The sequence below is a fragment of the Polynucleobacter sp. AP-Kolm-20A-A1 genome (assembly GCF_018688315.1).
Taxonomy (GTDB): domain Bacteria; phylum Pseudomonadota; class Gammaproteobacteria; order Burkholderiales; family Burkholderiaceae; genus Polynucleobacter.
On record NZ_CP061315.1, the window covers coordinates 1,517,147 to 1,541,114 of the forward strand.

Here is a 23,968-nt window from a genome sequence, read left to right on the forward strand (position 1 = left end):
TTATTGTTGGCTGTGTTGTGGTGAATCTTGAAAGCCACTGGACCTATAAGTGAGCACTAGAGTATCGCGATACCCATAGTTACCAATAGGCTGGATAGGGGTTGACTCATGAATCATGCGTTCATCATTCATGATTAACGCTGACCAAGGCTGAGAGAGTGTGAAGCGCAATCCCGCTGAACCACCTGCGTCAAATATTCTGGTTTCTCCACCCTTAATACCGGAGCGATCCAGCAGAAAAACAGCAACGAAGTCGACTCCATCTCGATGGGCGCCCTCTGGTGTTGGTCGACCAATGCCATCGGTTGTATCAATCCGAAATTGATGTACCTCAACAAACCAAGTGGTAACTGGTTTTAAGCCATTAAATAGGGTCGCCAATCCCAGTAATACGGATTGCCATGCCGGATCTTTTAATAGATCGGCCTGAACTGGCTCAAACCAGCGCTCAATACCACCATGTAGTGCGTTGTAGTTCAAAGACTGCCAGTGCGCACGATGCGGCACTAAATGAAGATGATCGCCTTTGATTTCATAACTAGCATGACGACGAAAGCGGTAGCGCCCACCATCCTTCAAATAAGGATCACGCGGCAAGCCCTCCCAAAACTGCGTTAGGTTTTGTAACCCAGCAAGCGAAGTCTTGCTAACTTCTGCCACTGTCTCAGCAGATGCCACGACATAGCCATTGCTACGCAAAGAATTTGCAAGCTCTTTAGCCGATGTTAGTGGTGGCGCGAGTGTGGCGTTAGTCATGAACTTATTTTAGAGCTAATCGAGCTGGGCCCCAGACGCCTTCACAATTTTTGCCCATTTAGCTAACTCTTCCTTCAATAAAGAGCCTAGCTTTGCGGGTGGCACTGGATTTAAGTCCAATCCCTGGGCAGTGAGCTTCTCGCGTACATCTGCTCTAGTCATGACTTTATCCATTGCTTGCTGATTTTTTTTCACAATATCTGCACTTACACCCATTGGGGCAAATGTAGCAACCCAAACCTCCCCTACGCAATCAGGATAAGTTTCAGCAATTGTCGGAATCTCAGGAGCAGCGCTAGAGCGCTTGGCAGAACTAATCGCAATAGCTTGCAATTTTCCAGCCTTGATGTAATTCAAAGCGGATGGAAGACTAGCAAAAGCCAATGGCACTTGCCCACCTAAAACATCGTTAATTGCAGGGGCTACTCCTTTGTAAGGAATGTGCTGCATCTCAATGCCGGCACTCGTATTGAGCATGGCACCCAATAAGTGACTAATTGTTCCATTACCTGCAGAAGCGTAGGACAACTCCCCTGGCTTCTTTTTAGCCGCGGCGATAACATCTGCCAAAGTTTTATAAGGTGATCCTGGTGGTGAAACCAATACGTATGGTGTAGCGCCAATGTAATACAACGGCACAAAATCATTGACTGGATCAAAACCAGGGTTCTTATACAAAGAAGGGTTGATTGCTTGAGCGCTATTGATTGTGAGAAGTAAGGTGTAACCGTCCTTAGGCGCGCGAGCTACGCTTTGAGTGCCGATATTGCCACCGGCACCAGGTCGATTCTCAACCACAATAGAAGTGCCAAGCGCCTCCCCATAAGCTGGAGCGATCAGACGCGCAACGATATCGTTCGTGCCGCCCGCAGCCTGCGGAACCACAAGAGAGATGGGTTTATTTGGATAAGGCTGTGCCCAAACAGCAATCGAAAAGAACCCTCCCAAAACTGACGCCAAAACTGTATTTATTTTTTTACTTTTTGTTTTATTCATTTTTGTCTCCTAACTTCAAATTACTTATGTAAATTTAAACGTGCTCGCACATCCCCCACATGCCCCTTGAGGTCATACAACTCTTTAGCATCCAACATAGAAACTTTGATATTGCCAACCCGCTTTTCGATAGACTCTAGATCCTTCAGATTCTTTTCTCTCAATTCTGGGTTTAAAGCATTTCTCTCCACAACTTTCAACTCCTCATAAACCTGCGCAAGCTTTAATCTAAGGAAGAAATTCTTCGCCGATGGAATATAGGTGAACAACGGAATCAAGATCACCAACAATGGGATCACAATTTTCACAAAGCGCCCCACCCATACCGCCGTCCAGAAAGGTAGATGGCGATGCAAGAATGAGGGTCCATCTTTTAAATAGATTTCAGCATCGACATGCAAAGGAAAATCCAAACCCGCCCCAGATGGAAACTCGCCTGTTTTTTGTAGACGTGAATAAGACTTGAGGATGTCGTAGGAAGCACCAAGCAGTAAAGAGACCAAGGCAGGACTGATGTCGTCCTTAGCAACCAGGGTAGCCGTAGCAGCAATCACCTGAATGTCTTGACGGGGTAAGTCATGGGCAATACTGAGAAGCCCTCTTGGGACTGTAACCTTAGATAAATATGGCAAGTTACGCGTGTATGCATCTGCCTGTTCAAAGTTCATTAAACGAATTCCAGGAATTTCGTAAAACTTCTGCAAAATGGGAGCCTCTGCAGCTGCAACGATAAAGATGGCATCTAATTCGCCGCTATTAAATTTGGCAATTGCTTCATCTGGCTTTAATTTCTGCGCTTGCATCTCGTCTGCAGAAAGGCCGCTAATCTTCAATAAGGCATTACTCAGAGCCAAGGTGCCACTGCCTTCATTACCAATCGATACTCGCTTGCCTTTTAGTTGACCTAGCACTCTTAATTGACCACCATCATTCTTGAATGCGCTTTCGCGATACCAAACCCAAATCGGCTCATAAAACATGCCTGCAACAGAAACCAAATTAGGATATTTAGCAACGTCAGCAACGCCACCCTGCACCATCGCAAAATCTATGCCTGAGGCTGGGTTATTAAGAAGCGCGAGATTATCAACCGTTCCACCAGTTGTCTTTAGCTCGAGATTCACACCATCATGACCTAGCTCGGCCTTTAAGCGCTCGCCGAATTGGTAATAGAGCCCCGTCTGAAATCCAGTAGCCATTTCGATGACTTTTGGTGGGGGTGGGATTAGGATCCATAAAACCCCAAAAATAACGATTAAAACCGCAAAAAATGCAGCAACGATAGCTAAGGGGTTATAAATTTGTCGTTTAATGGAATTCATGAAAGTCTCGGGTATTGAGGCATTGGTTTTTTGCATTATGCCCCGAGGACAATAATAGGTAAAAGATTGAAATCCTGCCAATTAAATCGAGATAAGATGGGGTTTTTCTGATCTACCCAAAATAACAATGAATGCAAGCAAAACAAAAGTGGCTCTGGTTACCGGCGCTGGCACCGGAATCGGCAAAGCGGCCGCAAATTCACTCCTTAAAGGGGGCTACAAAGTCGTTTTGACTGGACGCAATTTAGATCGACTTCAACAAGCAATCAGCGACATTGGTGGCAATGAAAACAATTGTCTGGCGGTAGCCTGCGATGTTGGCAAGCCCGAGGAAGTCAAAAGACTATTTGTGCAGCTAAAGACTAAATTTGGCAGGATCGATGTACTCTTTAATAATGCCGGAATGGGGGCGCCCGCGATCCCGATGGAAGACTTAACATACGAACAATGGATGAATGTTGTTAACGCCAATCTCTGCGGTGCGTTTCTTTGCTCACAAGAAGCAATTCGCATGATGAAGGCGCAATCACCTCAGGGCGGCAGAATTATTAACAATGGGTCAATTTCAGCACATGCACCAAGACCGATGTCTGCCCCGTATACAGCAACTAAGCATGCTATTAGCGGCTTAACCAAAACAATCGCATTAGATGGACGTCCATTCAATATTGCATGTGGTCAGATTGATATTGGCAATGCCGCTACTGAAATGACCGAGCGCATGGCGGCTGGCATCATGCAGGCAGATCAATCCATCAAGGTTGAGCCTCGCATGGATGTTAATCATGTGGGAGAAGCAGTTCTTCATATGGCCCAACTACCACTTGAGAGCAACATACTCTCAATGACCATTATGGCGACCAATATGCCTTTTGTAGGCAGAGGCTAAATAGCTGTTATTGGCGCACTTGGTCTACCAAGAGTCGGACATTACTTGATCCGACCTTGACGGTTTTTGCAGAAGAAATTAAATCCCCCGCCTCCGGTATAGCCATACCCGTTTTGGAGACTCTGACTTCAATAGAGGCTTCCGATAATTTAGATAATGGTGCGCTTGGATTCATAGCCAATGCATCAGTCAACGAGAAGCTCATTGGAAATTCAGATACGGCAGTCTTTAGCACTGCCACAGGCATGCGCTCTCCCGGCTGACGGGCAATCACCATCACAATATCTCCAGCCTTTAGTTTGGGCTTTAAGTCGGCAGCAATCTCAATCGTGCCACTAATCACTTTACCGCCAGCTGCAACAGGGCTTGCGGAAGGAAGACCGCCCTTCGAACGAGCTTCGGCTATCGAACCTTCTATTGAGCGTGCTTCTTCGGTGCCAGGTGGCAATTGCTGCGCTAGCTTTTCCCAAGCCTGAACAGCCGCCTTATAGTTTCCGGAAGTATAGGAAGCAGTTCCAGAAAGCCAAAGCGCCATCAAGTTATTGGGATCTAACTTCAGCGCTTTATTAATTAGCTGAGTAGGTTTACCAGCAAAACTACCATTCGCATTTGTTGCTAAGACATCTGCATAATCAGCCAACAACTGAGGATCAGAGTCAATAAAACTACCCGCGCGTTCATAGGCAACGGCCGCCTCTTGATTGCGGCCCAAAATGCGATAGGAGCGAGCCAACATAGCCCAACCCTTCAAATTGCTTGGATCTTTTTCCATCTTGGTCGCAAACTCGGCAACCATTTTCTCAACACCCTCACGAGTCATTGGCTGCTCTGCATTTTTTTCAGCAACACGCGTCGCATCACCCAATGAAAAATACATGCCAGATGATAGTAAAACGATAAAAATACAAAGGCCAACCACTGTTTTCTTGCTTGAGCCCATGACAGCACGATCATCTTCTTCGCTGGTATCTTGAAATAAACGTTGCCGCATTTCTGCATGAGCGATTTCATAATCAACTGAGTTAATCACACCAGAAACACGCTCAGCCTCTAACTTATCCAGTTCATCACGATAAATCGCGGCATTCATTTGACGGCGAGAAGTGAGTTCGCCTTTTGCCGGAAATATAAAGGGGCGCAATAGGAGCACCAAGACCAAGGCCAATAAAAGAAATGCTGGAATGAGAAAGCTGGTCATTAATTGCTCTTATCTTCTTTGCCGGCGTTATTTAGTAAGGCATCAATTTTTTGGTTATCCTCATCCGTCAAAATGGTGCTGGGCACACTGCTGTTTCTTCTGCGCAAATATCCTAACAGCCCAAAGATACCGATGAGAAGGATGACAAAAGGCCCAATCCAAAGCAGCCAGGTGATTGGCTTAACGGGTGGGCGATACAAAACAAAATCTCCGTAGCGCTCGACCATAAAGGTTCTGATTTGATCGTCGCTCTTACCTTCTTTAATCAGGATGCGAATTTCTCGACGCAAATCATTTGCCAAATCAGAGCGGGATCCCGCAAGTGACTCATTTTGACAAACCAGGCAGCGCATTTCTTCGGAGATGCTGATTAGACGCTGCTCAGTCAGCGGATCATCAGCCAATGGAGCAGCATCCTTGGCATAAGAAATGCCGCAGCTAAGGGCGCATAAGGCAATGAGCAAAAAGCGCTTCATCATTTCTTGAGCTCGCTTACCAAAGGAAAAATCTTTTGATTCAAGATTTCTAGAGTAAGGGGGCCAATATGTTTAAACCGGATGATGCCCGCCTTATCAATCACATAAGTCTCTGGGACACCATAAACGCCGTAATCAATTCCAACACGTCCATTCGCATCAAATGCCGATAAGAGGTATGGATTTCCCTGTTTTGCCAACATTGCCAAAGCGTCTTCTCGTTTGTCTTTGTAATCCAAACCAATGACAGGTGCTACCTGAGCTTTAGCTAGCTCAACCAACACTGGATGCTCTTCGCGACACGCAACACACCAAGAGGCCCACACATTCAAAATCCAAACCTGCCCCTTCATGCTAGCCGGAGAGAAAGTCTTGTTAGCCTCTGCAAGCTGAGGCACTTCAAATGCGGGCGCTGCTTTATTAATTAAAGGTGACGGCACCTCATGTGGATCGCGATTGAGGCCGATTGCTAAAAAGACAACCAGAACAACGAATAGCAGCAAAGGAATTAAAAATTTTGCCTTCATGAGATCTGCTTTTTCAATTTGATGCGATAGCGTTTATCTGAGATCGCCAAGACTCCGCCAAGCGCCATTAACAAGCAACCACCCCAAATCCAATCTACAAAAGGTTTGTAGTAAACGCGTACAGCCCAAGATTTGTCATCCAACTCTTCGCCAAGGGAAACATAGATATCACGAGTTAAGCCTGCATCAATAGCCGCTTCTGTCATTGGCATCGTGGAAGAGAAATAACTACGCTTTTCTGGATACATCGTTGTTTCTGTTTTGCCATTTTTAATTAATAAGAATGAGCCACGCATCGCTTGATAATTTGGACCCATTGCAGCTGCAACGCTTTGTAACTGAATTTGATAGCCGCCAACAGAAACCGTATCGCCTGCTGACATGCGTACATCTTTTTCTTCTTGGTACGCGCCAACCATTGTGACGCCAATCACAAACACAGCAATTCCAAGATGGGCAACTTGCATACCAATAAATGAGCGAGTGGGTTTACCTGCTTTTGCTTGACGAATGATTTGCAGACAACCTGAAGCTATCACCCAGAAAGCCAATAAGAACCCTAGGCCCGCCAACCAAGTAAATTGACCCATGATGAGCGGGATAGCGACACCCGCAAATACTGCAACCAAGCCTGCGACCCATAAGCGCTTAACTACGGTAATTAGATTGGTATTTTTCCAGCTCGTCCAAGGTCCAATCCCCATCAATACCAATAAAGGAATCATGATGGGCACAAACACACTATTGAAATATGGAGGGCCGACAGAAATCTTACCTAAGTGAAGTGCATCGATCAGCAATGGATAAAGAGTGCCAAGCAACACCGAGCCAGCGGAGACTACTAAAAATACATTGCCTAGCAAGATGAAGGTTTCTCTTGAGCTCAAACTAAATTTACTGCCTAGAGCGCTCTTAGGCGCACGCCATGCGTACAGCACTAAAGAAGATCCAACCACTAAAGCCAAAAAGATCAGAATGAAGATGCCGCGTCTTGGGTCTGTTGCAAAAGCATGAACAGATGTGAGTACGCCCGAGCGGACTAAGAATGTTCCCAATAAAGAGAGTGAGAAAGCAGTGATTGCCAACAATACGGTCCAGCTTTTAAATCCACCACGTTTCTCGGTAACCGCCAATGAGTGCAGAAGCGCAGTTCCAACTAACCAAGGAATAAAAGAAGCATTCTCAACTGGATCCCAGAACCACCAACCACCCCAGCCCAACTCGTAATATGCCCACCAAGAACCTAGAGCAATACCGAGTGTTAAAAATATCCAAGCTGCAGTGGTCCAAGGTCGGGACCAACGTGCCCAGGCAGCATCTAATCTGCCAGACAACAAAGAGGCGATAGCAAATGCAAAGGCCACAGAAAATCCAACATAGCCCATGTACAACATCGGCGGGTGAAAGACCAATCCAGGATCTTGTAAGAGCGGATTTAATGAGCGGCCATCTTGCGCTGCAGGTAAAAGACGGGTGAAGGGACTGGACGTAGTCAACACAAACAATAGGAGACCGCTAGTCACAAGCCCTAGAACACCAATCACTCGCGCCACCATGAACTCATCTAAAGCCTTAGAGAGCTGAGCAACCAAAATCGTCCACGTACTTAATAAGAAAATCCATAACAACAAAGAACCCTCATGCCCACCCCATACCGCACCTAGACGATAAACGACTGGCAGCTGGGAATTGGAATGCTCCGCCACATAGAGCACTGAAAAGTCATTTATGTAAAAACTCCAAGCCAGAATTGCGAATGCAATGGCAAGCAAGAGAAAAACTGTTTGGGCCGCTGGTCTAGCCAATACCAACCACTCACGGCGACCATAATGCGCGCCAACTAAAGGCAAGATCCCTTGTATGCAAGCAACACAAAGAGCAAGTATTAATGCGTAATGCCCAAACTCAGGAATCATTTATTACTTCCGTTTTTCTGTGCCTGATCTAGAGCATGCTTAGCCTCGGGGGGCATATAGTTTTCATCATGCTTTGCTAACACTTCACTAGCTACAAATTCGCCATTCGAATTAAGGCGACCCTGAATCACCGCACCCTTACCTTCTTTAAATAAATCGGGAAGAATGCCGGTGTAAGCCACTGGAATATCTTTTGCCATATCGGTAATTACAAAATGCACTGTAAGTCCGTCGCGTTTGACTGACCCGTCTTTCACCATACCGCCAATCCTAAATGCTTGACCATTGGGAGCCTTGCCAGCGGCAACCTCGCTTGGGGTGACATACAAAGCTATATTGCTATTTAGCGCATTCAAAATCAGAAGTGCGGCCACTCCGATGACAGCGAGAGCTGCAACAATGATGACTGCACGTTTATGTCTAGGTTTCACTTACTGCTCTCTTTATCAAACTGCTCTGCTAGGCGCTCTTGTTGAAGTCTGCGAATAACTGCTTTGAAGCGCGCACGAATTGCCAAAGGCTCTATCAGCATCACCAAAGCACAAACACCAAAACTACTCCACACGTAAAGTGCGTAGCCACCCATAGCAAAGAATTCAGAAGGACTATTCCACATTAATTCTTAACCTCGCTCAATTGTCTCACCCAATCAGCATGAGCCTCACGCTCCAGAATGATGGTCCTGACTCGCATCAAGCCTACTGCAATCGAGTACATCCAGAAACATAAGGCCATTAATAACATTCCTAACAGCATGGTCTGGGCCATAGCGGGCGCCTTGGTTAAAGAAACCGACGCACCTTGGTGCAAGGTATTCCACCATTTCACCGAGAAATAAATGATGGGTATGTTCACCACCCCAACTAACGCCAAGATTGCGCCAGCTTTATCAGCTCTTCGTGGATTATCAATAGAGGCCTGCAAAGCGATAAAGCCTAAATACAAAAATAACAATATCAACTCTGATGTCAGACGAGCATCCCAAACCCACCAAGCACCCCACATTGGCTTACCCCAGAAGGCACCTGTCCACAAAGACAGGAAGGCCATCCACGCACCAATAGGCGCAAGCGCTTGAGCCATCATGGCAGATAGGCGTGTATTAAATACCAATCCCAACCCAGCCCACATAGCCATGACTAAGTAAATAAACATCGACATCCATGAGGCAGGCACATGGATAAAAATTATTCGATAACCTTGACCCTGAACGGCATCTACTGGTGCCACAAAAAAACTCACCCATAAACCAGCGGCGCCAAATAACCCTGCAAGCACCCAAAAAATAGGAATTAACTTGCCTGCCACCGGATAGAAGGTGCTCGGGCTTGATAACTTAAACCAGTTAATCAAGCGGTTTTCAGAAAAGGAGGAGTTATTTGGTTGGTTCATTCAATCGCAATCTTTACAGCAGCACTACTTACCCAAGGTACAAATGCTAAAGCCAAAATCAATAATGCGCCCAGCAATGAAAAATGGCCTGATGTATCCAGACCCACGCTATTGGCATAGACAGCGCCGGCACCAAAGATCAGCACCGGTATATAGAGAGGCAAAATCAAAAGACTCATCAGTACGCTACCGCCCCTTACACCCAGAGTTAAGGCTGCACCAATGGACCCCAGCAATGAGAGCACTGGGGTTCCCAATAAAAGCGTACCCATCAACACATATAAAGAGCTCGCATCTAAATCAAACTGAATACCAATAATAGGAGCCAAGAGCACGAGCGGCAAACCGCAAACAAGCCAATGCGCAATAATTTTTCCTGCCACCAAAAATACCAATGGTTGAGGCGCTAACGCCAACTGCTCCAACGCGCCGTCCGCATAGTCAGAAGCAAACATGCGGTGCAAACCCAACAGGGTAGATAACAAAGCGGCCACCCAAATCACTCCCGGAGCAATCTTGCGCAACAATGCAGCATCCGCACCGATACCCAGCGGGAATAGACTGGTCACCACCACAAAGAAGAACAAGGCAGTCAGCACCTCACTCTTGCGTCGCATGACCAAGAGTAAGTCCCTGTGAATCATTGTTAGCAAGGCGTTCATAGGTCGAGCACCCGCACATTAGGTAGACTCACCTCTTGATGGCTAGTGAAAATCACCAAGCCACCATCCTCCAGCTGCCCTGCAATCAAGCTTTGCAGTTCTTGTACGGCCTTCACATCGAGAGCATTAAACGGCTCATCCAAGATCCATAGCTTGGCCTGACGAGTTAACATTCGCGCCATTAGGACGCGTCGCTTCTGTCCTGCAGATAAATAATTCACTGGCAAGTCTTCGCGACCACGTAGACCAAAACGCCATAAAGTAGCCAACGCTTTTTCGTGACTCAATGCAACACCATCCAGTGCCGCATACATTTGTAAATTTTCTAAAGCCGTGAGGTCTTCCTTCAGGGCATCCCTATGCCCCAGAAACAAAAGATCGCGGTGATAAGCAATCGCATTAGATGCAATGGATTCATCACCCCAAAGAACCTCGCCCGACTCCGGCTTAGCCAAGCCAGTCAAAAGGCGCAGCAAACTTGTTTTACCAACTCCGTTCTCACCTCGAACATGCAAGCAATTTCCGGAGGCTACTCGCAGATTTAAGCCTGAAAAAAGTTGTTTTTCACCTCGCACGCAAGTTAAAGCGCGGGCTTCGAGCACATAGTGTTTATTACCGGAGATTGGGGAAATATTGTTTGTCATGAAAGGCTTGTGGCTTACGTCAAACCACCCCAGGCATTGTCCAAGAGCGTATAGACGCTGTCAAACAAGCAAAAGTGGATTTTGAGAATAATCTCTTTTAATTCAATTGCTTAGAGAATTATAAACCGACCGCGATGGGAAATAAAAAACCACCCGAAGGTGGTTTTTGGTCCGCTCAACCCGTAAACCGCTTATTTGAGACGTTTTGTGATTTCAGCGATACGTTGGCCATAGAGTCTTGCAGTCTCCAAATCGCCCGCATTCACTTCGTCAGCACTCGCATCAGAAGGGGTTTGCATCATTGCACCGGCAGAAGAGCCGACATAGTTCACGTCATCTCGTTTAGCAGCCTTAGAGTTAGAAGGCATAAGACCAGTACCAACCCATAAACCAGAATGCTGCATTGCTAAAGTAAAGAAATAATGCAAAGTGGAATGCTTGTCACCGTTCATTGTGGCTGAGTTTGTAAACCCGCCAAACACCTTGTCTTTCCACTGCTGAGAAAACCATTGCTTGGAAGATGCGTCAGCGAACTTCTTAAATTGCCAGCTCACCGTTCCCATATAAGTTGGGGAGCCAAACACGATTGCATCAGCCTCATTTAAGGTTGCCCATTGCGCATCGGTAATATTACCTTCGGCATCGATGGCAATCAATGTGCCATTGGCACCTTTAGCAACTGCTTCAGCTTGTTTTACAGTGTGGCCATAACCACTATGAAATACCACGGCAATTTTTGTCATATCTTTCTTCTTTTAAATAAATGTAATTATTTGGCTATCGCAATTTTTTCATCAACAGAAAGACTGCCTGCGCCAAATACTGTAACTAAAAATAATCCTCCAGCCATACTGAGATTTTTCATGAACATAATGTTCTGGAGGTAAGCCTGGTCGGCCGGTACAGCCCAGAAGTTATGGAAAACAAAAGCTGCCAAGATGGTAAAGCCCCCCAGTAGAAAGCCAGCTATGCGAGCTTTATAACCAATGGCAATAGCAATTCCACCCAGCACTTCGAGCGCTACCGTTAAGGCCGCCAACACAACAGGTGCAGACAATCCCTTTGAGGCGATATAGGCCACTGTTCCTTCAAAGCCAAATAGCTTAGAGAATCCTGCTGAAATAAAAATTGCTGCTAACAAAATTCTGGCAATCAGTGTGAATGGTTTTGAAAGTGAATGCATATCAACTCCTAAAAAATTAATTTGTGAAAATATGGTTAAGTGATTGAAGAGACTTAGTAACTACTGCTAGTTCTTTTTCATCCAACTTATTAAATGCTTTTGCCAAGTGTTCTAGATGCGCAGGAAATACCTTTTCAAATAATGCTTTCCCTTTTTGAGTGAGGCCAATCATTTGACTGCGCCCATCTTCAGGGTTTAATTTGCGCTCCAATATTCCTTTAGCCTCAAGGCGCTCTAATACGCCAGTGAGAGTTCCCTTGGTTACCAATGTTTTTTCACCCAACTCTTTACAAGTCATCGGCGGTTGATTGCCCAATGTAGCGATCACGTCGAACTGTGTTGTAGTCAAACCCATTGCTTTGACATCAGGCGCGGAATAACGCTCAAATGCTTGATATGCAGAAACCAAATTTCTTAGGGTGGGCAGGAAACTCATTAAATATCCATAAAGTACTAACTAGAACTAGTTTAGTACTAATACGAACTAAAATCAAGCACCCCAAAAAGGTTTTTCAATGACATAGTCATAACCTTGTATTGCAGGTGAGAGGGCATGAAAAACCCCGCCGTAGCGGGGCTGGTATTACTAAGCCAAGAAGATTAAGGAATGAGCACAATAGCGCCAGACACTTTACGCCCTTCAGCTGCGCGATGTGCATCGGCCGCCTGCTCTAACGGAAACTTTGCACCAATCTGAACCTTCACATGGCCCTTAGCGATGGCATCAAATACTGCCTTTGCATTTTCCTGGAGCAGCGCTGGAGTGGCGTTATGCGGAAATACGGAAGGCCTTGTTAAAAATAGACAACCCTTCTTATTCAGAATCTCAGGCTGGATCTCTGGAGCTGGGCCAGAGGCTGCGCCAAACAAAGCAACAGTTCCAAAAGGCGCTGTGCATTCTAGTGAACCCAAGAAAGTAGTTTTAGCAACTGAGTCATAGACAACATTTGCTTTTTTACCGCCAGTTGCCTTGATCACTTCTTCCACCCAATTTGAACTGGAGTAATCAACCACGACATCGCAACCTGCTTCTTTGGCAGCGGCAAATTTAGCTGGAGAGCCAACAGTGCCCACCACAAAGGCGCCCAAGGCTTTTGCCCAGCCCGCCAGAATTTGACCAACGCCACCAGCGGCAGCATGCACCAAAACTACATCACCTGCTTTCACTTTGTAAGTTTTTTGCACCAAATATTGAGCAGTCATCGCCTTAAAAAATACAGCGGCTGCAACTTCATCGGCAATATTGCTAGGCAGCGGAACTAATTTATCAGCAGGTACATTGCGTGCGCTTGCGTATGCGCCAATACCGGCGTTCATATACACAATGCGATCACCAATCTTAAGACCAGTGACACCCTCACCCAAAGCTTCAACCACGCCAACACCCTCATGGCCAAGACCTGTAGGCATATCTAGTGGATAAACACCTGAGCGCTGGTACACGTCTATGAAATTAAAACCAACAGCGGTTTGACGGATTTGTACCTCACCCTTACCTGGGGCAGGCAATTCTTTATCGATTAACTTGATTACGTCTGCACTACCAAGTTCAGAAAGACTAACAACTCGAGCTTTTGTCACGTGTCACCTTATTATTTTTTATATTGAAAAAATCACACAGTAAGGGCGTCTTCTTCAATCACCGCCCAAGTACTGTCACCCAACTTCTTTACTGCCATAGAATAAGTCCAGCCATCAGGAATACCGCAACTCCATTCTTTTGGACCATTCTGAATTAAAACATTCACAGAGTTTCTACTGTCGTAATAAAGATGGTAGATTTTTCCATGAATGGGATTAAAGCTAAATTTTGCACCATGTACCATCTCAGTCGCATCTAGCCTGGCCTGTAACGCTCTTGCCTGCTTCATTAATACTTCGGCTTGCTCCATGATGCGCTCATATTCTTGCTTTGCATTTTGGCGCGCGACATTGACAGCCTTATCTTTTTCTTCGACAACCTTGATAGGTGCAAATACTGGGGCACCAACCTCCATTGGATATTCAATGCCAGCATGTCTTGCTGGATCGGTATCTTCAATTCTCATTTAATGCCCCAAATATCAAAAAACGTGATTACTTAATAAGTCCACATGCAATTCGAGGACCAGAATTGCCGGCTGGCTGAGATTTGTAATCGTCCGGATCACGGTGCACAACTACTGAACGACCTAGAATTCCGGATGGGCCAGTATTGACCGCAAAGCCATGCAATTTAGCTGTGTAAGTTGCATTGCCATTTGCATCAGATTTAATGTTTGGCAAATCACCAGCATGATTCATTCCGCTATTCGGCATGCCATGAGATTTTGTTTCAGGATTAAAGTGACCGCCTGCGCTAGTAGCATCAGGGGCTGAACAATCGCCTTTTTCATGCACATGGAACCCTTGTTCAGAGTTTGGCTTTAGACCTGAAAATGATCCATTGATCAGAACATCACTGCCTTGCCAAGTAAAGGTGACATCACCCTTGGCTTTTGAGCCGGATCTAGATTCAAGGCTTGCACTTGCCTTTTGGCCTGTTCCTTGCTCCATGGATTGGCAAGCAACTAATGCCAATAAACCAGCAGCCGATAATGCAATCGAAATATTTCTTAAATTAGTGCTCATTTGCGTCTCCTGGGTATTGGCGTTCAATGACAGCCTCCAGGAAAGTGTGACACAAATCCAGGTCTTTTGCTCAGCGCTTATAGAAGCTCAAAGTTACCTCGCCCAGATCGATACCAAACTTGCTCATTTTTGCCTTATTGAGCATTACCTTGGGGGTTACTAGGTACATCCAATCATTAAACTGCACGTGATAAATCGTGCCGTCTACCGGCAATGCCAGGGTATATGTCCAGTTCAGAGCGTTACCAGCCAGGTCACCCTGCGCATTACCAACAACATCGTCCGCGCGACCAACAAACTTGCCAGGCGATTGCTCAGTCAAAGTCCAAATCCGTTTTTGCTTAGTCCCGTCAGAGTAGTCAAAGCTCTCATCCAAAGTTCCGACCTTCTTGCCGTCAACCACAGTCCAGCTCGCTTTAATCAACACCGTAAATCTTTTCTTAACTTCGCCGTTGCGATCAGTGAAGATTCCATAGGCATCAATCGTGCCTGAAAAATATTCACTTAAATCTAGCGCCGGCTTTTCATTTGCGTATTGGGATACTTGAGGACTAGAGCATGAGACCAAAAATAAACCGCAAAAAATTAGCAAGATAAAACTAGATAGGGAGCGTTTCATTATTTGCAGACCTCATTAAAAAGTGGTGGCGGACAGCTTTGTCCAAGTAACTCTGTGCGCAGCTGTGGTGCGCTTGTCTTTGGATCAAGCCAAATACCAAAGAAGGCTTTTGGAAATTCAGCTCCAGAAATTTGTCCAACTTGTTTTCCATCATGATAGAAAACAGTCCCTAGCTTAGGGGTATAAATTGCCGTCAATGCTTGACCAGACTCAACATTAGGCAAGAGCGCCGAAAGCTCTTTACCCCACAGAGTTGCCTGCGTATCAGGTACGCCAATTTTTTTCATCTCATCCGCGCTGCGATTGGCGATAGAGGCTCCAGAAAATGATTTGTAATATTTCAAGTGCAATGCAAATTCAGGAGAGGTAAAACTTCCTGAACGATAAAAAGCTGCGTCATAAACATGTAAACCCCACCAAGTGAGCTTGCCGCTTCCTTGAAGCTTTGCAGGATTCAGGCCTGTTTCAATGGGATTTAGATCGCGCGCAAATCCACTAGTAAAAAGGGAAAGGTTGAGGGCGCAAACCACCAACAAGAATTTGAGGATCTTCATTGGCCTACCTTTGACGAATGGTGTTTTGCCAAACGCAATGCTACTGGGCCAAAGAGGCTTGAAATTGCATGTCTGTTTTTGGCAAAAAATTGGTAGCCAAGCCGCAATACAGGCTGAAGTATGCGCCTAGAAAATAACCAGGCTAAGGCTGGGAGGTTGGCCCTGCGATAGGCCTCAGAAAAAACAGGTACTCCATGAATTAATGTGCCACTCGCGAATTGTCCGTACATCGCCGCCAAGGCAGTCGCACATGAAATGCCGATCTTGTCTGAATCAAAGCGATCAGAGTTGATGTCAATAAAATCGAGTAAGCCCGCATTGTTTCTGCCAGACAAAAAAAGAATCTCTGCCTGACACAAAGGGCAGGCACCATCGTAAAACAAAGTAAGTTTTTCCAATTGCGTCATCTCTGAGCAAGTTTAAGCTTTATTCAATAAACTGGCTGGTGACAAAATCATAGAAAGTATTTATGCAAAAGGAAGTGGCGCTCAATGTATTTGGGCAACCCTTGATTCCCTGCTCCTTTGACCCGCTAACAGGGTTTTTCAGAGATGGTTGCTGCAAAACCAATGAAGAAGACATTGGTAGCCATTTAGCATGTGCGGTTGTTACTCGAGAATTTTTGCAATTTAGCCTGGAGCGTGGCAATGATCTCATTACCCCTAGGCCGGAGTATCAGTTTCCAGGTCTAACCCCTGGAGATCAATGGTGTCTTTGCATTAAGCGCTGGACTGAGGCACTGGAGGCTGGATGCGCGCCCTTGCTCAAACTAGAGAGTACTCATATCAAAGCATTGGAAACGGTATCACTGGAGACTTTGCAACAATTTTCGAGTGAAACTTGAAAGCGTTTTATACCGATCATTTTGTTTTACCGCTTCCAGAGGGTCATCGCTTCCCAATGGAAAAGTACTCGCGCTTACGAGATTTGGTGGGAAAGCTTGAAGGAGTTGAACTTGTTGAAGCGCCACCAGCTTCAGACACGCAAATTCTGTATGCTCACGATCCTCATTATCTGATCAAAATTATTGGGGGCAAGTTAACCCCTCAAGAAGAAAGAGAAATTGGATTCCCGTGGAGCGAGAAAATGGTTGAACGCTCACGCAGATCGGCAGGCGCTACTGTTGCAGCAGCAAAAACTGCAATGCAAGAAGGTATTGCAGCTAACCTGGCTGGTGGCACACATCATGCCTATCGCGATACCGGCAGCGGGTTTTGCGTTTTTAATGACTCAGCGATTGCTGCACGCAGCCTTCAAAAAGAGGTGAGCTCAAAACTCAAAGTTGCAATTATTGATTTAGATGTCCACCAAGGAAATGGAACAGCTTCAATTTTGGGAAATGACCCCTCTATCTTCACCCTATCCATCCATGGCGAGAATAATTTCCCCTTTAAAAAAGAAGTGAGCGATCTGGATGTTGGCCTAGCCGATGGTTGCAATGATGAAACCTACCTTTCATCACTAGCGAACTGCCTCGATCAACTCGATAATCGTTTCAAGCCAGACTGCATCATCTATTTAGCTGGAGCAGATCCTCATGAAGGGGATCGGCTTGGCAGACTAAAGATCAGTAAAGAAGGTATGCGTTTAAGAGATGAAGCGGTCTTTCAGTACGCCCTAGATAAAAAGCTACCCCTGGCCTTCTCCATGGCAGGCGGTTATGGCAAAGAAATCACATCTACTGTAGATATTCACTTTCAAACCATTCAAACCGCACTGCGCTTTCAGAAGCAATATTAAGCTGTAGCGTTTAGCTCTTTTTCTTGGGGGCAGCTTTGACGCCCGACAGATTGCTAACATTCTCAACACTCTTTTCAAAGTTAGAGAAAGAGTCTGCCATTGCGGCACGAATCAATTCAAAATTTTGCAGGGCATTATTGAATGATGTCTTAAATACCGAAACGTACGCTTCACTCCCCAGTGGTGCATTATCGGTAGCGTCATTAACAAAATGAATCAAATCGGCCTTTGACTCTTGAATCATTTTCTCCGCAATATCAGTAAGCTCTTGATTGCCACTCTTTAATACCTGAAGCAATTGATTGTGGTATTGAGAAATCTCTTTAGCCGCATCTTGCAATACTTCAGCATGAATATAGTCAAACGCAGTTTTGGGGTCTTGGGTTTTCATCAGCTCTGAAACACGCTTTTGTATTAACTCGGCAAGCTCTTGCGTAGCTTGCTGATTAATATGGGCAATAGCCTGCGCACTTTCAATCGCCACCCTTCCAGCAGCTTTAGTAGCCTCAACTGCTCGTTGCTGACCTTGCACAACCTTTGTATCAAATGATTTCTTGCTCATATCGACCTTTCGGGTGGGGATTGATAGATACCAATCTACTCCGCTTCAGAAGGCTTTCTATAGAGAAATACCAGTAGATGAGTGGCTGAATTACTTTTTCTTTGGCAAACCGCTCAAGGTAGCTGCATCATTTAATTGCTGATCAACTAAATATAAGGTTCCGCCATAGTTAGCCTGTAGATCATACCCAGAAAGACCTACCGTATAAAAAGTGATATCCGGATTGAAAGAACGAATCGTTCCGCCAGATCCAGCTGAGAAATTGGCATCCACATCTACACCACCCCGCTGCCCATCTATCGAGGTCATCAAGAACTGGTCAATTGCCCCCGGGGTCTTAAAAATGGCAATCTGATATTGATCCTGATAACCAGCACCCAAGCCCTCGCCCGTTTTAAGCGCCTGCATAAATACTGGCTCTTTACGTCTCTTATCAAAAAGAACACCTTCTCCGCGCGCCACCACAATCAAAACCACGTTGACGTTAGTGGTACTGAAAACGGCATAGCCTGCAGCTTGATCGATTTGCTTTTTAACCGCGGGGTTTTGTTTGATCAAAGCATCAAGACCGGTCTTAGACATTTGAAGAGTGGCATTGCGCTTTTGAACAATTTGCTCTTGAGTGAGAGGCTTGCCATCCTTGCCTGTAGATTGGCAGCCTACCAAAAAAACTACCGCAAGTAATGCTGCGGTAGTAATACGAGTAATTCGATGAAGTGTTGCTGACATAAAGGAATTAGTTAATTGAGATCGTAGATAAAGGCTTATCTAATTTAATGTACTTCACCTCTTTGGCATTGACATCCATTTTCTTGAGGTCATAAGTGTAGATATTGGTGTTCTCATACATTTTGCTGCTGTAGGTCATATTTTTATTATTTGCCACAACGCTCCACTCGGTTACCTCATACCCGCCAGTACCGCCTCCATAGGGATTGCTTGCTGGCAAAGTGACGGCTCCCGGAGGAATATCAAAACCACCAATGATGTGCCAAGCAGCGCTATTCATTTGCGCTGCAGTAAATGCCTTAGGTACCGAATCGGAAAGGAAAATTGCTCGAATAAAACGACTAGGACTCAAATAGTCCCCTGGCAAACCATGCAACCCACTACCTGAACTAGGTGGAGTAAAAGATGCGCCATTGATCACTAAAGCAGGCTTTTCAACTTTCGAGAGATTTACATAGTTACCAATATTTTTTAGCTGATCTCTAAAAGGAGGGTCATTCGTGAATGCACCCACTGGATTGTCGGTAATCACTAATTCACCTTTGAGATACTCAATAGCTACACTCTTGCCACTAGCATCATGAAATGAATAATGCACTGCGACCGTTTGATTGTTATAAGCAGCAATCGTAGAGCGATTTACTTTAATTTTCTGCAAACCCGCTTTAACCTCATCGACCGTTGCAAAGTTTGTCAAAGCATAAGTAACTACCTGGGCGGAGCTAATGCTATTGGCGGACTCGGCTGGTGCAACCGCTTGGAATACTGCACTATTAGGCGCATTAAACATGCCGCCGATTAACCCTTTTTCATTCATCCCATCTGCGTACATGGGAAGGCCAAGCGCATTCATTCCTACAACAGCATATTTGGTACTCCAATTAAGTCCCGTACCAAGCTTGCCATCAACACCCACACCCTTCATCGCAAAATCTCTAGGCATAACGGCCAACTGAGAATTCAGAGGCATGCCAAACTCCAAAGTGCGGCCATAGATCAAGCCACCATCACTGCCTTTCAATGTGAAGCTAGTGCAAGCGCTTCCAACCATGGGGGCAAGCGCAAGCGTTACCGCCACTGAAGTAGCAACGATTTTTTTAATCATTTTTTGACTCATAACTATTCCTCGAATTGAATTCTGATAATTACTGAAAATAAAGCTTAAGCACTTCTAATAAAAGCAGGTATGGGGAGATCCATTAATTTGGATACATCAGCCTCTGCTGGCTGAGTACTAATATACGCCCCAATGCACGCCCCAAGAATTGCCAACAAACCGACAACTAAAGCCCAGCTTCGCAAATTCTTACGCAATTTCATTCCCCTCATAGGCGTTTAATTCCAGTATTTTCGCCCAGAACAGCACTTGTCACAAGCTCGTTTGACCGCAAGAGCCCTCCATTTTGAGTGCATACTATTACCAATATGAAAGCACATCACTGGACACAGCACTGGCACCACTTAAGCGCCACATTAAGACTTACCATTGGCGCCGCTGCAGGGCTGATTACCTATTTCCTGTTATCCCCTGAAACCGTCCTAGCTGCACGCTTGGCTCTGTCTTGGTCGGCAGCTGGAGGTCTATATCTTTTGCTTAGCTACTTCATGATGTATTTCTCATCCGAAGAAAATATCCTCACGCTATCCAAGAAGGAGGATGATGGCGCTGCCGTCATCCTGCTCATCATTATTTTCGGGGCGGCAGCTAGCCTCATTGCCATTGTGATTATTTTGTCGGGACTCAAATCCCTCCCATTCTCAGTGGCAGCACAGTACATCGCTCTCGTATTAACTACCTACATCGTCTCCTGGCTTTTTGTGCACACTGCATTTGCTCTGCACTATGCACATGTCTACTATCAAGAGCTTCAAAAAACACAAGAAGCGCCTTTACTGTTTGCATCAAAACTAAGGCCCACCTACGTAGACTTTCTGTACTTTTCAATGGTGGTTGGTATGACTTGCCAAACTGCTGACGTCAATATCGCTAGCTCACGTATACGCTTTTTAGTCATGATTCAAGGTATGACCGCGTTTGCCTTCAATGCTTCCTTGCTTGCTTTGGCAATCAATCTGATTTCTGGGGTAGTCGCCTTTAACTAATGCTTCTCAGCAATCGCTCGAAATAGCCTAAATGGCCTACCGGGACTCCATTTGGGGTCTTTTCTTATTATCGAATAAATCGATAATTAATATTAATTTAATTCATTAGACAAATATACTGTTCAAGCTCAAAATGGGGTCTGTTGTTACATACCGATTAACCCAAATAAGGAGCGCAATATGTCCCTCATCAATACCGCAGTACAGCCATTCAAAACTCAAGCTTTCCACAACGGTAAATTCGTGACCGTTAGCGATGAGAGCCTCAAAGGCAAATGGTCAGTATTGATTTTCATGCCAGCAGCATTTACTTTTAACTGCCCAACAGAAATTGAAGATGCAGCAGAGAACTATGCTGAATTTCAAAAGATGGGTGCTGAAGTGTATATCGTTACAACTGACACACATTTCTCACACAAAGTTTGGCACGAAACTTCTCCTGCAGTAGGAAAAGCAAAGTTCCCACTCGTTGGCGACCCAACACACACTTTGACTAATGCATTTGGCGTGCACATTCCTGAAGAAGGCTTGGCATTGCGCGGCACATTCATCATCAATCCTGAAGGCATCATTAAGACTGCAGAAGTGCATTCCAATGAAATCGCTCGTGATGTTTCTGAAACATTGCGCAAACTCAAAGCAGCACAGTACACAGCAGCACACCCAGGTGAAGTTTGCCCTGCTAAGTGGAAAGAAGGCGCAGCAACATTAACTCCTTCTTTAGACCTCGTAGGCAAGATCTAAGCGGAAGCTGTATTGAATTAATAGACTCTCTTCGGAGAGTCTATTGGGGAGAATGAAGTTCTGCCCAATAGACTCACCAAACAACAGATCAAGGAACCCGCCATGCTCGATACCAATATCAAATCACAGCTAAAGGTCTACTTTGAAAAGATCGTTAGCCCAATTGTTCTCACTGCATCTGTAGATGGCAGCGAAAAGTCAGCAGAAATGCTCGAGTTGCTAAATGAAGTAGCTGAGCAGTCTGACAAAATTACTGTCAAGACCGACGGCAAAGCTAATCACATCCCCAGTTTCACTGTTAGCAAAGCAGATGATGCAGCACGCATTACATTTGCTGGGCTACCAATGGGTCATGAAATGACTTCATTTATCTTGGCAATTTTGCAAGCCAGTGGCTACCCACCGAAAGTAGAGCAAGAGGTTCTGGATCGCATTCGTCATTTGGATGGTCAGTTGCGCTTTCAGACTTTTATCTCACTGTCATGCCATAACTGCCCTGACGTTGTTCAAGCCCTTAACCTTATGGCGGCAATCAACCCAAATATCCAACACGAGATGATTGATGGCGCCCTCTTCCAAGAGCTGGTAGATCAATATCAAATTATGGCCGTGCCAACAGTCATCGTGAATGGCGAGGCATTTGGTCAGGGCCGCATGAGTGTTGAAGAGATTCTGGCTAATTTGGATACTGCCAGCCCTCAAGAAGAGGCTGCAAAGCTTTCCGCAAAAGCACCTTACGATGTTCTAGTGGTAGGTGGTGGCCCAGCTGGCTCTTCAGCCGCTATTTATGCAGCCCGCAAAGGCATCCGCACGGGTGTGATTGCTGAGCGCTTTGGTGGTCAAGTAATGGATACCTTAGGAATTGAAAATTTTATTTCTGTTGAGCATACCGAAGGTCCTAAATTAGTCCAAGCTTTAGAGCAACATGTAAAGAGCTACGAAGTTGACATCATGAACTTGCAACGTGCTGCTGCCCTACGCAAGTCTGGCAATGGAATTGAATTAGAGCTCGCTAACGGGGCAGTTCTCAAGAGCAAGTCTGTCATATTAAGTACTGGGGCACGCTGGAGAGAAATGAATGTACCAGGCGAGCAAGAATATCGTGGCAAGGGTGTGGCTTATTGCCCGCATTGCGATGGGCCTTTATTTAAAGGCAAGCGCGTAGCCGTTATCGGTGGCGGTAATTCTGGAGTTGAAGCTGCAATTGATTTAGCGGGCATTGTGAGTCATGTCACCCTAATTGAATTTGATAGCAAATTGCGCGCTGATGCGGTTTTACAAACTAAACTCAATAGCCTGCGAAACGTTACTGTGATCAAGAGCGCCCTCACCAAAGAAGTTATCGGTGATGGCAGCAAAGTCAGCGGCTTACGCTACCAAGATCGCACCAATGACACTTTGCATGCCATTGAACTCGAAGGCATCTTCGTACAAATTGGCCTATTACCAAACACTGACTGGCTCAAGGGAACGATTGAACTCTCCAAGCATGGTGAAGTAATTGTGGATGCTAAAGGTGAAACCTCTCTTCCTGGCGTATTTGCTGCCGGCGACTGCACGACTGTTCCTTACAAACAAATCATCATTGCTATGGGTGAAGGTGCCAAGGCTTCGCTGGGCGCTTTTGATTACCTCATCCGTTCATCTGTTGTGGAGACTGAACTTGCGGTAGCCGCTTAAAATACCCAATTATTCAAAGGAATCAATATGAGTCTGATCGACAAACTACAGTGGCGCTATGCCACCAAAAAGATGGATGCCACACAATCGGTCCCGGAGTCAAAAGTGGATCAGATTCTGGAAGCCATTCGACTCACCGCAAGCTCGAGCGGCTTGCAGCCTTATGAAGTAATTGTTGTTACCAATAAAGCAATTCGTGAAAAGATTAAATTGATTGCTTGGGATCAAACCCAAATTGTGGACTGCTCTCATTTGCTAGTTTTTGCAGCGTGGGATAACTACACCTCGAAACGCATCAATGACGCTTTTGATATGACTGAAAAAATTCGTAGCTTCAAAAGCGAAGCGGGAGATATCTATCGCCAAAAGTTGCTCAGCACCTACCCTATTCGTGACGCTGAACTTAACTACACCCATGCAGCTAAACAAGCCTACATTGGATTAGGTACCGCACTGATTGCGGCTGCTTATGAACAAGTCGACTGTACGCCGATGGAAGGTTTTGACCCAGTAGCACTCGATGAAATCTTAAGCCTTAAAGAAAAGGGGTTACGTAGCGTTGTAATACTCCCATTGGGCTATAGAAAAGCGGATGAAGACTGGCTTATGAATCTTAAGAAGGTAAGAAGAGCTAAGGAAAATTTTGTTAGCCGTATCGACTAATGC

General features: G+C 45.5%; 31 protein-coding genes. 7 read left to right on the forward strand and 24 right to left on the reverse strand.

What is annotated here, in order from left to right; all coding sequences use genetic code 11:
• The 3 genes from C2745_RS07590 to C2745_RS07600 are packed head-to-tail and all read right to left on the reverse strand — an operon-like array spanning nucleotide 1 to nucleotide 3,074.
• Nucleotides 1–756 carry a 2OG-Fe dioxygenase family protein gene (locus C2745_RS07590; RefSeq protein WP_215383907.1) on the reverse strand — a complete coding sequence of 252 codons (756 nt, stop codon included), beginning with the start codon at nucleotides 754–756 and terminating at the stop codon, nucleotides 1–3.
• Between the two features lie 15 nt (nucleotides 757–771).
• A complete protein-coding gene (locus tag C2745_RS07595; protein ID WP_215383909.1) occupies nucleotides 772–1,752 on the reverse strand; it encodes a tripartite tricarboxylate transporter substrate binding protein in 981 nt (326 codons plus the stop codon).
• Nucleotides 1,753–1,772: 20 nt separating this feature from the next.
• Nucleotides 1,773–3,074: a TAXI family TRAP transporter solute-binding subunit gene (locus tag C2745_RS07600; protein ID WP_215383910.1), complete on the reverse strand. Its 1,302-nt coding sequence runs from the start codon at nucleotides 3,072–3,074 to the stop codon at nucleotides 1,773–1,775.
• A 121-nt stretch (nucleotides 3,075–3,195) separates the two neighbouring features.
• Between C2745_RS07600 and C2745_RS07605 the strand changes: the two genes are divergently transcribed.
• The gene (locus C2745_RS07605) at nucleotides 3,196–3,963 is read left to right on the forward strand and encodes an SDR family oxidoreductase (RefSeq protein ID WP_215385658.1); all 768 of its coding nucleotides are present in this window, start codon (nucleotides 3,196–3,198) and stop codon (nucleotides 3,961–3,963) included.
• Nucleotides 3,964–3,970: 7 nt separating this feature from the next.
• Here the strand turns inward: C2745_RS07605 and ccmI are convergent, their stop codons facing one another.
• The 18 genes from ccmI to C2745_RS07695 all read right to left on the reverse strand — a co-directional run bounded on the left by ccmI (nucleotide 3,971) and on the right by C2745_RS07695 (nucleotide 16,151).
• Nucleotides 3,971–5,161, reverse strand: a complete 1,191-nt coding sequence (gene ccmI, locus C2745_RS07610) for a c-type cytochrome biogenesis protein CcmI (protein ID WP_215383912.1) — start codon at nucleotides 5,159–5,161, stop codon at nucleotides 3,971–3,973.
• Nucleotides 5,161–5,640, reverse strand: a complete 480-nt coding sequence (locus C2745_RS07615) for a cytochrome c-type biogenesis protein CcmH (RefSeq protein WP_371742982.1) — start codon at nucleotides 5,638–5,640, stop codon at nucleotides 5,161–5,163. Before C2745_RS07615 ends, ccmI begins: the two co-directional genes overlap by 1 nt.
• On the reverse strand, nucleotides 5,637–6,164 hold the full coding sequence (locus tag C2745_RS07620; RefSeq protein WP_215383914.1) for a DsbE family thiol:disulfide interchange protein: 528 nt from the start codon (nucleotides 6,162–6,164) through the stop codon (nucleotides 5,637–5,639). Before C2745_RS07620 ends, C2745_RS07615 begins: the two co-directional genes overlap by 4 nt.
• A complete protein-coding gene (locus C2745_RS07625) occupies nucleotides 6,161–8,080 on the reverse strand; it encodes a heme lyase CcmF/NrfE family subunit (protein ID WP_215383916.1) in 1,920 nt (639 codons plus the stop codon). Before C2745_RS07625 ends, C2745_RS07620 begins: the two co-directional genes overlap by 4 nt.
• Complete coding sequence (gene ccmE / locus C2745_RS07630; protein WP_215383918.1) at nucleotides 8,077–8,511, reverse strand: cytochrome c maturation protein CcmE; 435 nt, start codon at nucleotides 8,509–8,511, stop codon at nucleotides 8,077–8,079. The genes C2745_RS07625 and ccmE overlap by 4 nt, the downstream gene beginning before the upstream one ends.
• Nucleotides 8,508–8,696 carry a heme exporter protein CcmD gene (ccmD, locus tag C2745_RS07635; RefSeq protein ID WP_215383920.1) on the reverse strand — a complete coding sequence of 63 codons (189 nt, stop codon included), beginning with the start codon at nucleotides 8,694–8,696 and terminating at the stop codon, nucleotides 8,508–8,510. The genes ccmE and ccmD overlap by 4 nt, the downstream gene beginning before the upstream one ends.
• Nucleotides 8,696–9,472 (reverse strand): heme ABC transporter permease CcmC, encoded by a 777-nt coding sequence (gene ccmC / locus C2745_RS07640; RefSeq protein ID WP_215383921.1) that lies wholly within the window; start codon nucleotides 9,470–9,472, stop codon nucleotides 8,696–8,698. The genes ccmD and ccmC overlap by 1 nt, the downstream gene beginning before the upstream one ends.
• Nucleotides 9,469–10,134: a heme exporter protein CcmB gene (ccmB, locus tag C2745_RS07645; RefSeq protein WP_215383923.1), complete on the reverse strand. Its 666-nt coding sequence runs from the start codon at nucleotides 10,132–10,134 to the stop codon at nucleotides 9,469–9,471. Before ccmB ends, ccmC begins: the two co-directional genes overlap by 4 nt.
• Nucleotides 10,131–10,778, reverse strand: a complete 648-nt coding sequence (gene ccmA, locus C2745_RS07650) for a cytochrome c biogenesis heme-transporting ATPase CcmA (protein WP_251368315.1) — start codon at nucleotides 10,776–10,778, stop codon at nucleotides 10,131–10,133. Before ccmA ends, ccmB begins: the two co-directional genes overlap by 4 nt.
• A 191-nt stretch (nucleotides 10,779–10,969) precedes the next feature.
• Nucleotides 10,970–11,521 carry a flavodoxin family protein gene (locus tag C2745_RS07655; RefSeq protein WP_215383925.1) on the reverse strand — a complete coding sequence of 184 codons (552 nt, stop codon included), beginning with the start codon at nucleotides 11,519–11,521 and terminating at the stop codon, nucleotides 10,970–10,972.
• A gap of 26 nt (nucleotides 11,522–11,547) precedes the next feature.
• Nucleotides 11,548–11,961, reverse strand: coding sequence for a DoxX family protein (locus tag C2745_RS07660; protein WP_215383927.1), 414 nt, complete (start codon nucleotides 11,959–11,961; stop codon nucleotides 11,548–11,550).
• 16 nt (nucleotides 11,962–11,977) lie between these two features.
• Complete coding sequence (locus tag C2745_RS07665) at nucleotides 11,978–12,397, reverse strand: MarR family winged helix-turn-helix transcriptional regulator (protein WP_215383928.1); 420 nt, start codon at nucleotides 12,395–12,397, stop codon at nucleotides 11,978–11,980.
• A gap of 164 nt (nucleotides 12,398–12,561) precedes the next feature.
• On the reverse strand, nucleotides 12,562–13,542 hold the full coding sequence (locus tag C2745_RS07670; protein ID WP_215383930.1) for a quinone oxidoreductase: 981 nt from the start codon (nucleotides 13,540–13,542) through the stop codon (nucleotides 12,562–12,564).
• 32 nt (nucleotides 13,543–13,574) lie between these two features.
• Entirely contained in the window at nucleotides 13,575–14,009 is a 435-nt protein-coding gene (locus tag C2745_RS07675) for a DUF2452 domain-containing protein (protein ID WP_215383932.1), read from the reverse strand.
• 28 nt (nucleotides 14,010–14,037) lie between these two features.
• Complete coding sequence (locus tag C2745_RS07680) at nucleotides 14,038–14,571, reverse strand: superoxide dismutase family protein (RefSeq protein ID WP_215383934.1); 534 nt, start codon at nucleotides 14,569–14,571, stop codon at nucleotides 14,038–14,040.
• Nucleotides 14,572–14,641: 70 nt separating this feature from the next.
• Nucleotides 14,642–15,190: a DUF3833 domain-containing protein gene (locus tag C2745_RS07685; RefSeq protein WP_215383936.1), complete on the reverse strand. Its 549-nt coding sequence runs from the start codon at nucleotides 15,188–15,190 to the stop codon at nucleotides 14,642–14,644.
• The gene (locus tag C2745_RS07690; protein ID WP_215383938.1) at nucleotides 15,190–15,744 is read right to left on the reverse strand and encodes a chalcone isomerase family protein; all 555 of its coding nucleotides are present in this window, start codon (nucleotides 15,742–15,744) and stop codon (nucleotides 15,190–15,192) included. Before C2745_RS07690 ends, C2745_RS07685 begins: the two co-directional genes overlap by 1 nt.
• Nucleotides 15,741–16,151 (reverse strand): thiol-disulfide oxidoreductase DCC family protein, encoded by a 411-nt coding sequence (locus C2745_RS07695; protein WP_215383939.1) that lies wholly within the window; start codon nucleotides 16,149–16,151, stop codon nucleotides 15,741–15,743. The genes C2745_RS07690 and C2745_RS07695 overlap by 4 nt, the downstream gene beginning before the upstream one ends.
• A 62-nt stretch (nucleotides 16,152–16,213) precedes the next feature.
• On the opposite strand from C2745_RS07695, the gene C2745_RS07700 reads away from it, so the two are divergent.
• Nucleotides 16,214–16,588 carry a DUF2237 family protein gene (locus C2745_RS07700; RefSeq protein ID WP_215383941.1) on the forward strand — a complete coding sequence of 125 codons (375 nt, stop codon included), beginning with the start codon at nucleotides 16,214–16,216 and terminating at the stop codon, nucleotides 16,586–16,588.
• A complete protein-coding gene (locus C2745_RS07705) occupies nucleotides 16,585–17,484 on the forward strand; it encodes a histone deacetylase (protein WP_215383943.1) in 900 nt (299 codons plus the stop codon). The genes C2745_RS07700 and C2745_RS07705 overlap by 4 nt, the downstream gene beginning before the upstream one ends.
• Before the next feature lie 10 nt (nucleotides 17,485–17,494).
• On the opposite strand, the gene C2745_RS07710 is transcribed toward C2745_RS07705, so the two are convergent.
• From C2745_RS07710 to C2745_RS07720, 3 genes are all read right to left on the reverse strand, one after another.
• Nucleotides 17,495–18,046 carry a phasin family protein gene (locus C2745_RS07710; protein WP_215383945.1) on the reverse strand — a complete coding sequence of 184 codons (552 nt, stop codon included), beginning with the start codon at nucleotides 18,044–18,046 and terminating at the stop codon, nucleotides 17,495–17,497.
• 90 nt (nucleotides 18,047–18,136) lie between these two features.
• Complete coding sequence (locus C2745_RS07715; protein ID WP_215383947.1) at nucleotides 18,137–18,775, reverse strand: hypothetical protein; 639 nt, start codon at nucleotides 18,773–18,775, stop codon at nucleotides 18,137–18,139.
• 7 nt (nucleotides 18,776–18,782) lie between these two features.
• Nucleotides 18,783–19,892, reverse strand: coding sequence for a linear amide C-N hydrolase (locus tag C2745_RS07720; RefSeq protein ID WP_215383948.1), 1,110 nt, complete (start codon nucleotides 19,890–19,892; stop codon nucleotides 18,783–18,785).
• Between the two features lie 308 nt (nucleotides 19,893–20,200).
• On the opposite strand from C2745_RS07720, the gene C2745_RS07725 reads away from it, so the two are divergent.
• From C2745_RS07725 to C2745_RS07740, 4 genes are all read left to right on the forward strand, one after another.
• Nucleotides 20,201–20,878, forward strand: coding sequence for a DUF1345 domain-containing protein (locus C2745_RS07725; protein WP_215383950.1), 678 nt, complete (start codon nucleotides 20,201–20,203; stop codon nucleotides 20,876–20,878).
• 180 nt (nucleotides 20,879–21,058) lie between these two features.
• A complete protein-coding gene (gene ahpC / locus C2745_RS07730; RefSeq protein WP_215383952.1) occupies nucleotides 21,059–21,622 on the forward strand; it encodes an alkyl hydroperoxide reductase subunit C in 564 nt (187 codons plus the stop codon).
• A gap of 102 nt (nucleotides 21,623–21,724) precedes the next feature.
• The gene (gene ahpF, locus C2745_RS07735; protein WP_215383954.1) at nucleotides 21,725–23,302 is read left to right on the forward strand and encodes an alkyl hydroperoxide reductase subunit F; all 1,578 of its coding nucleotides are present in this window, start codon (nucleotides 21,725–21,727) and stop codon (nucleotides 23,300–23,302) included.
• 27 nt (nucleotides 23,303–23,329) lie between these two features.
• Complete coding sequence (locus C2745_RS07740; RefSeq protein WP_215383956.1) at nucleotides 23,330–23,965, forward strand: NAD(P)H-dependent oxidoreductase; 636 nt, start codon at nucleotides 23,330–23,332, stop codon at nucleotides 23,963–23,965.
• Nucleotides 23,966–23,968: the final 3 nt, after the last annotated feature.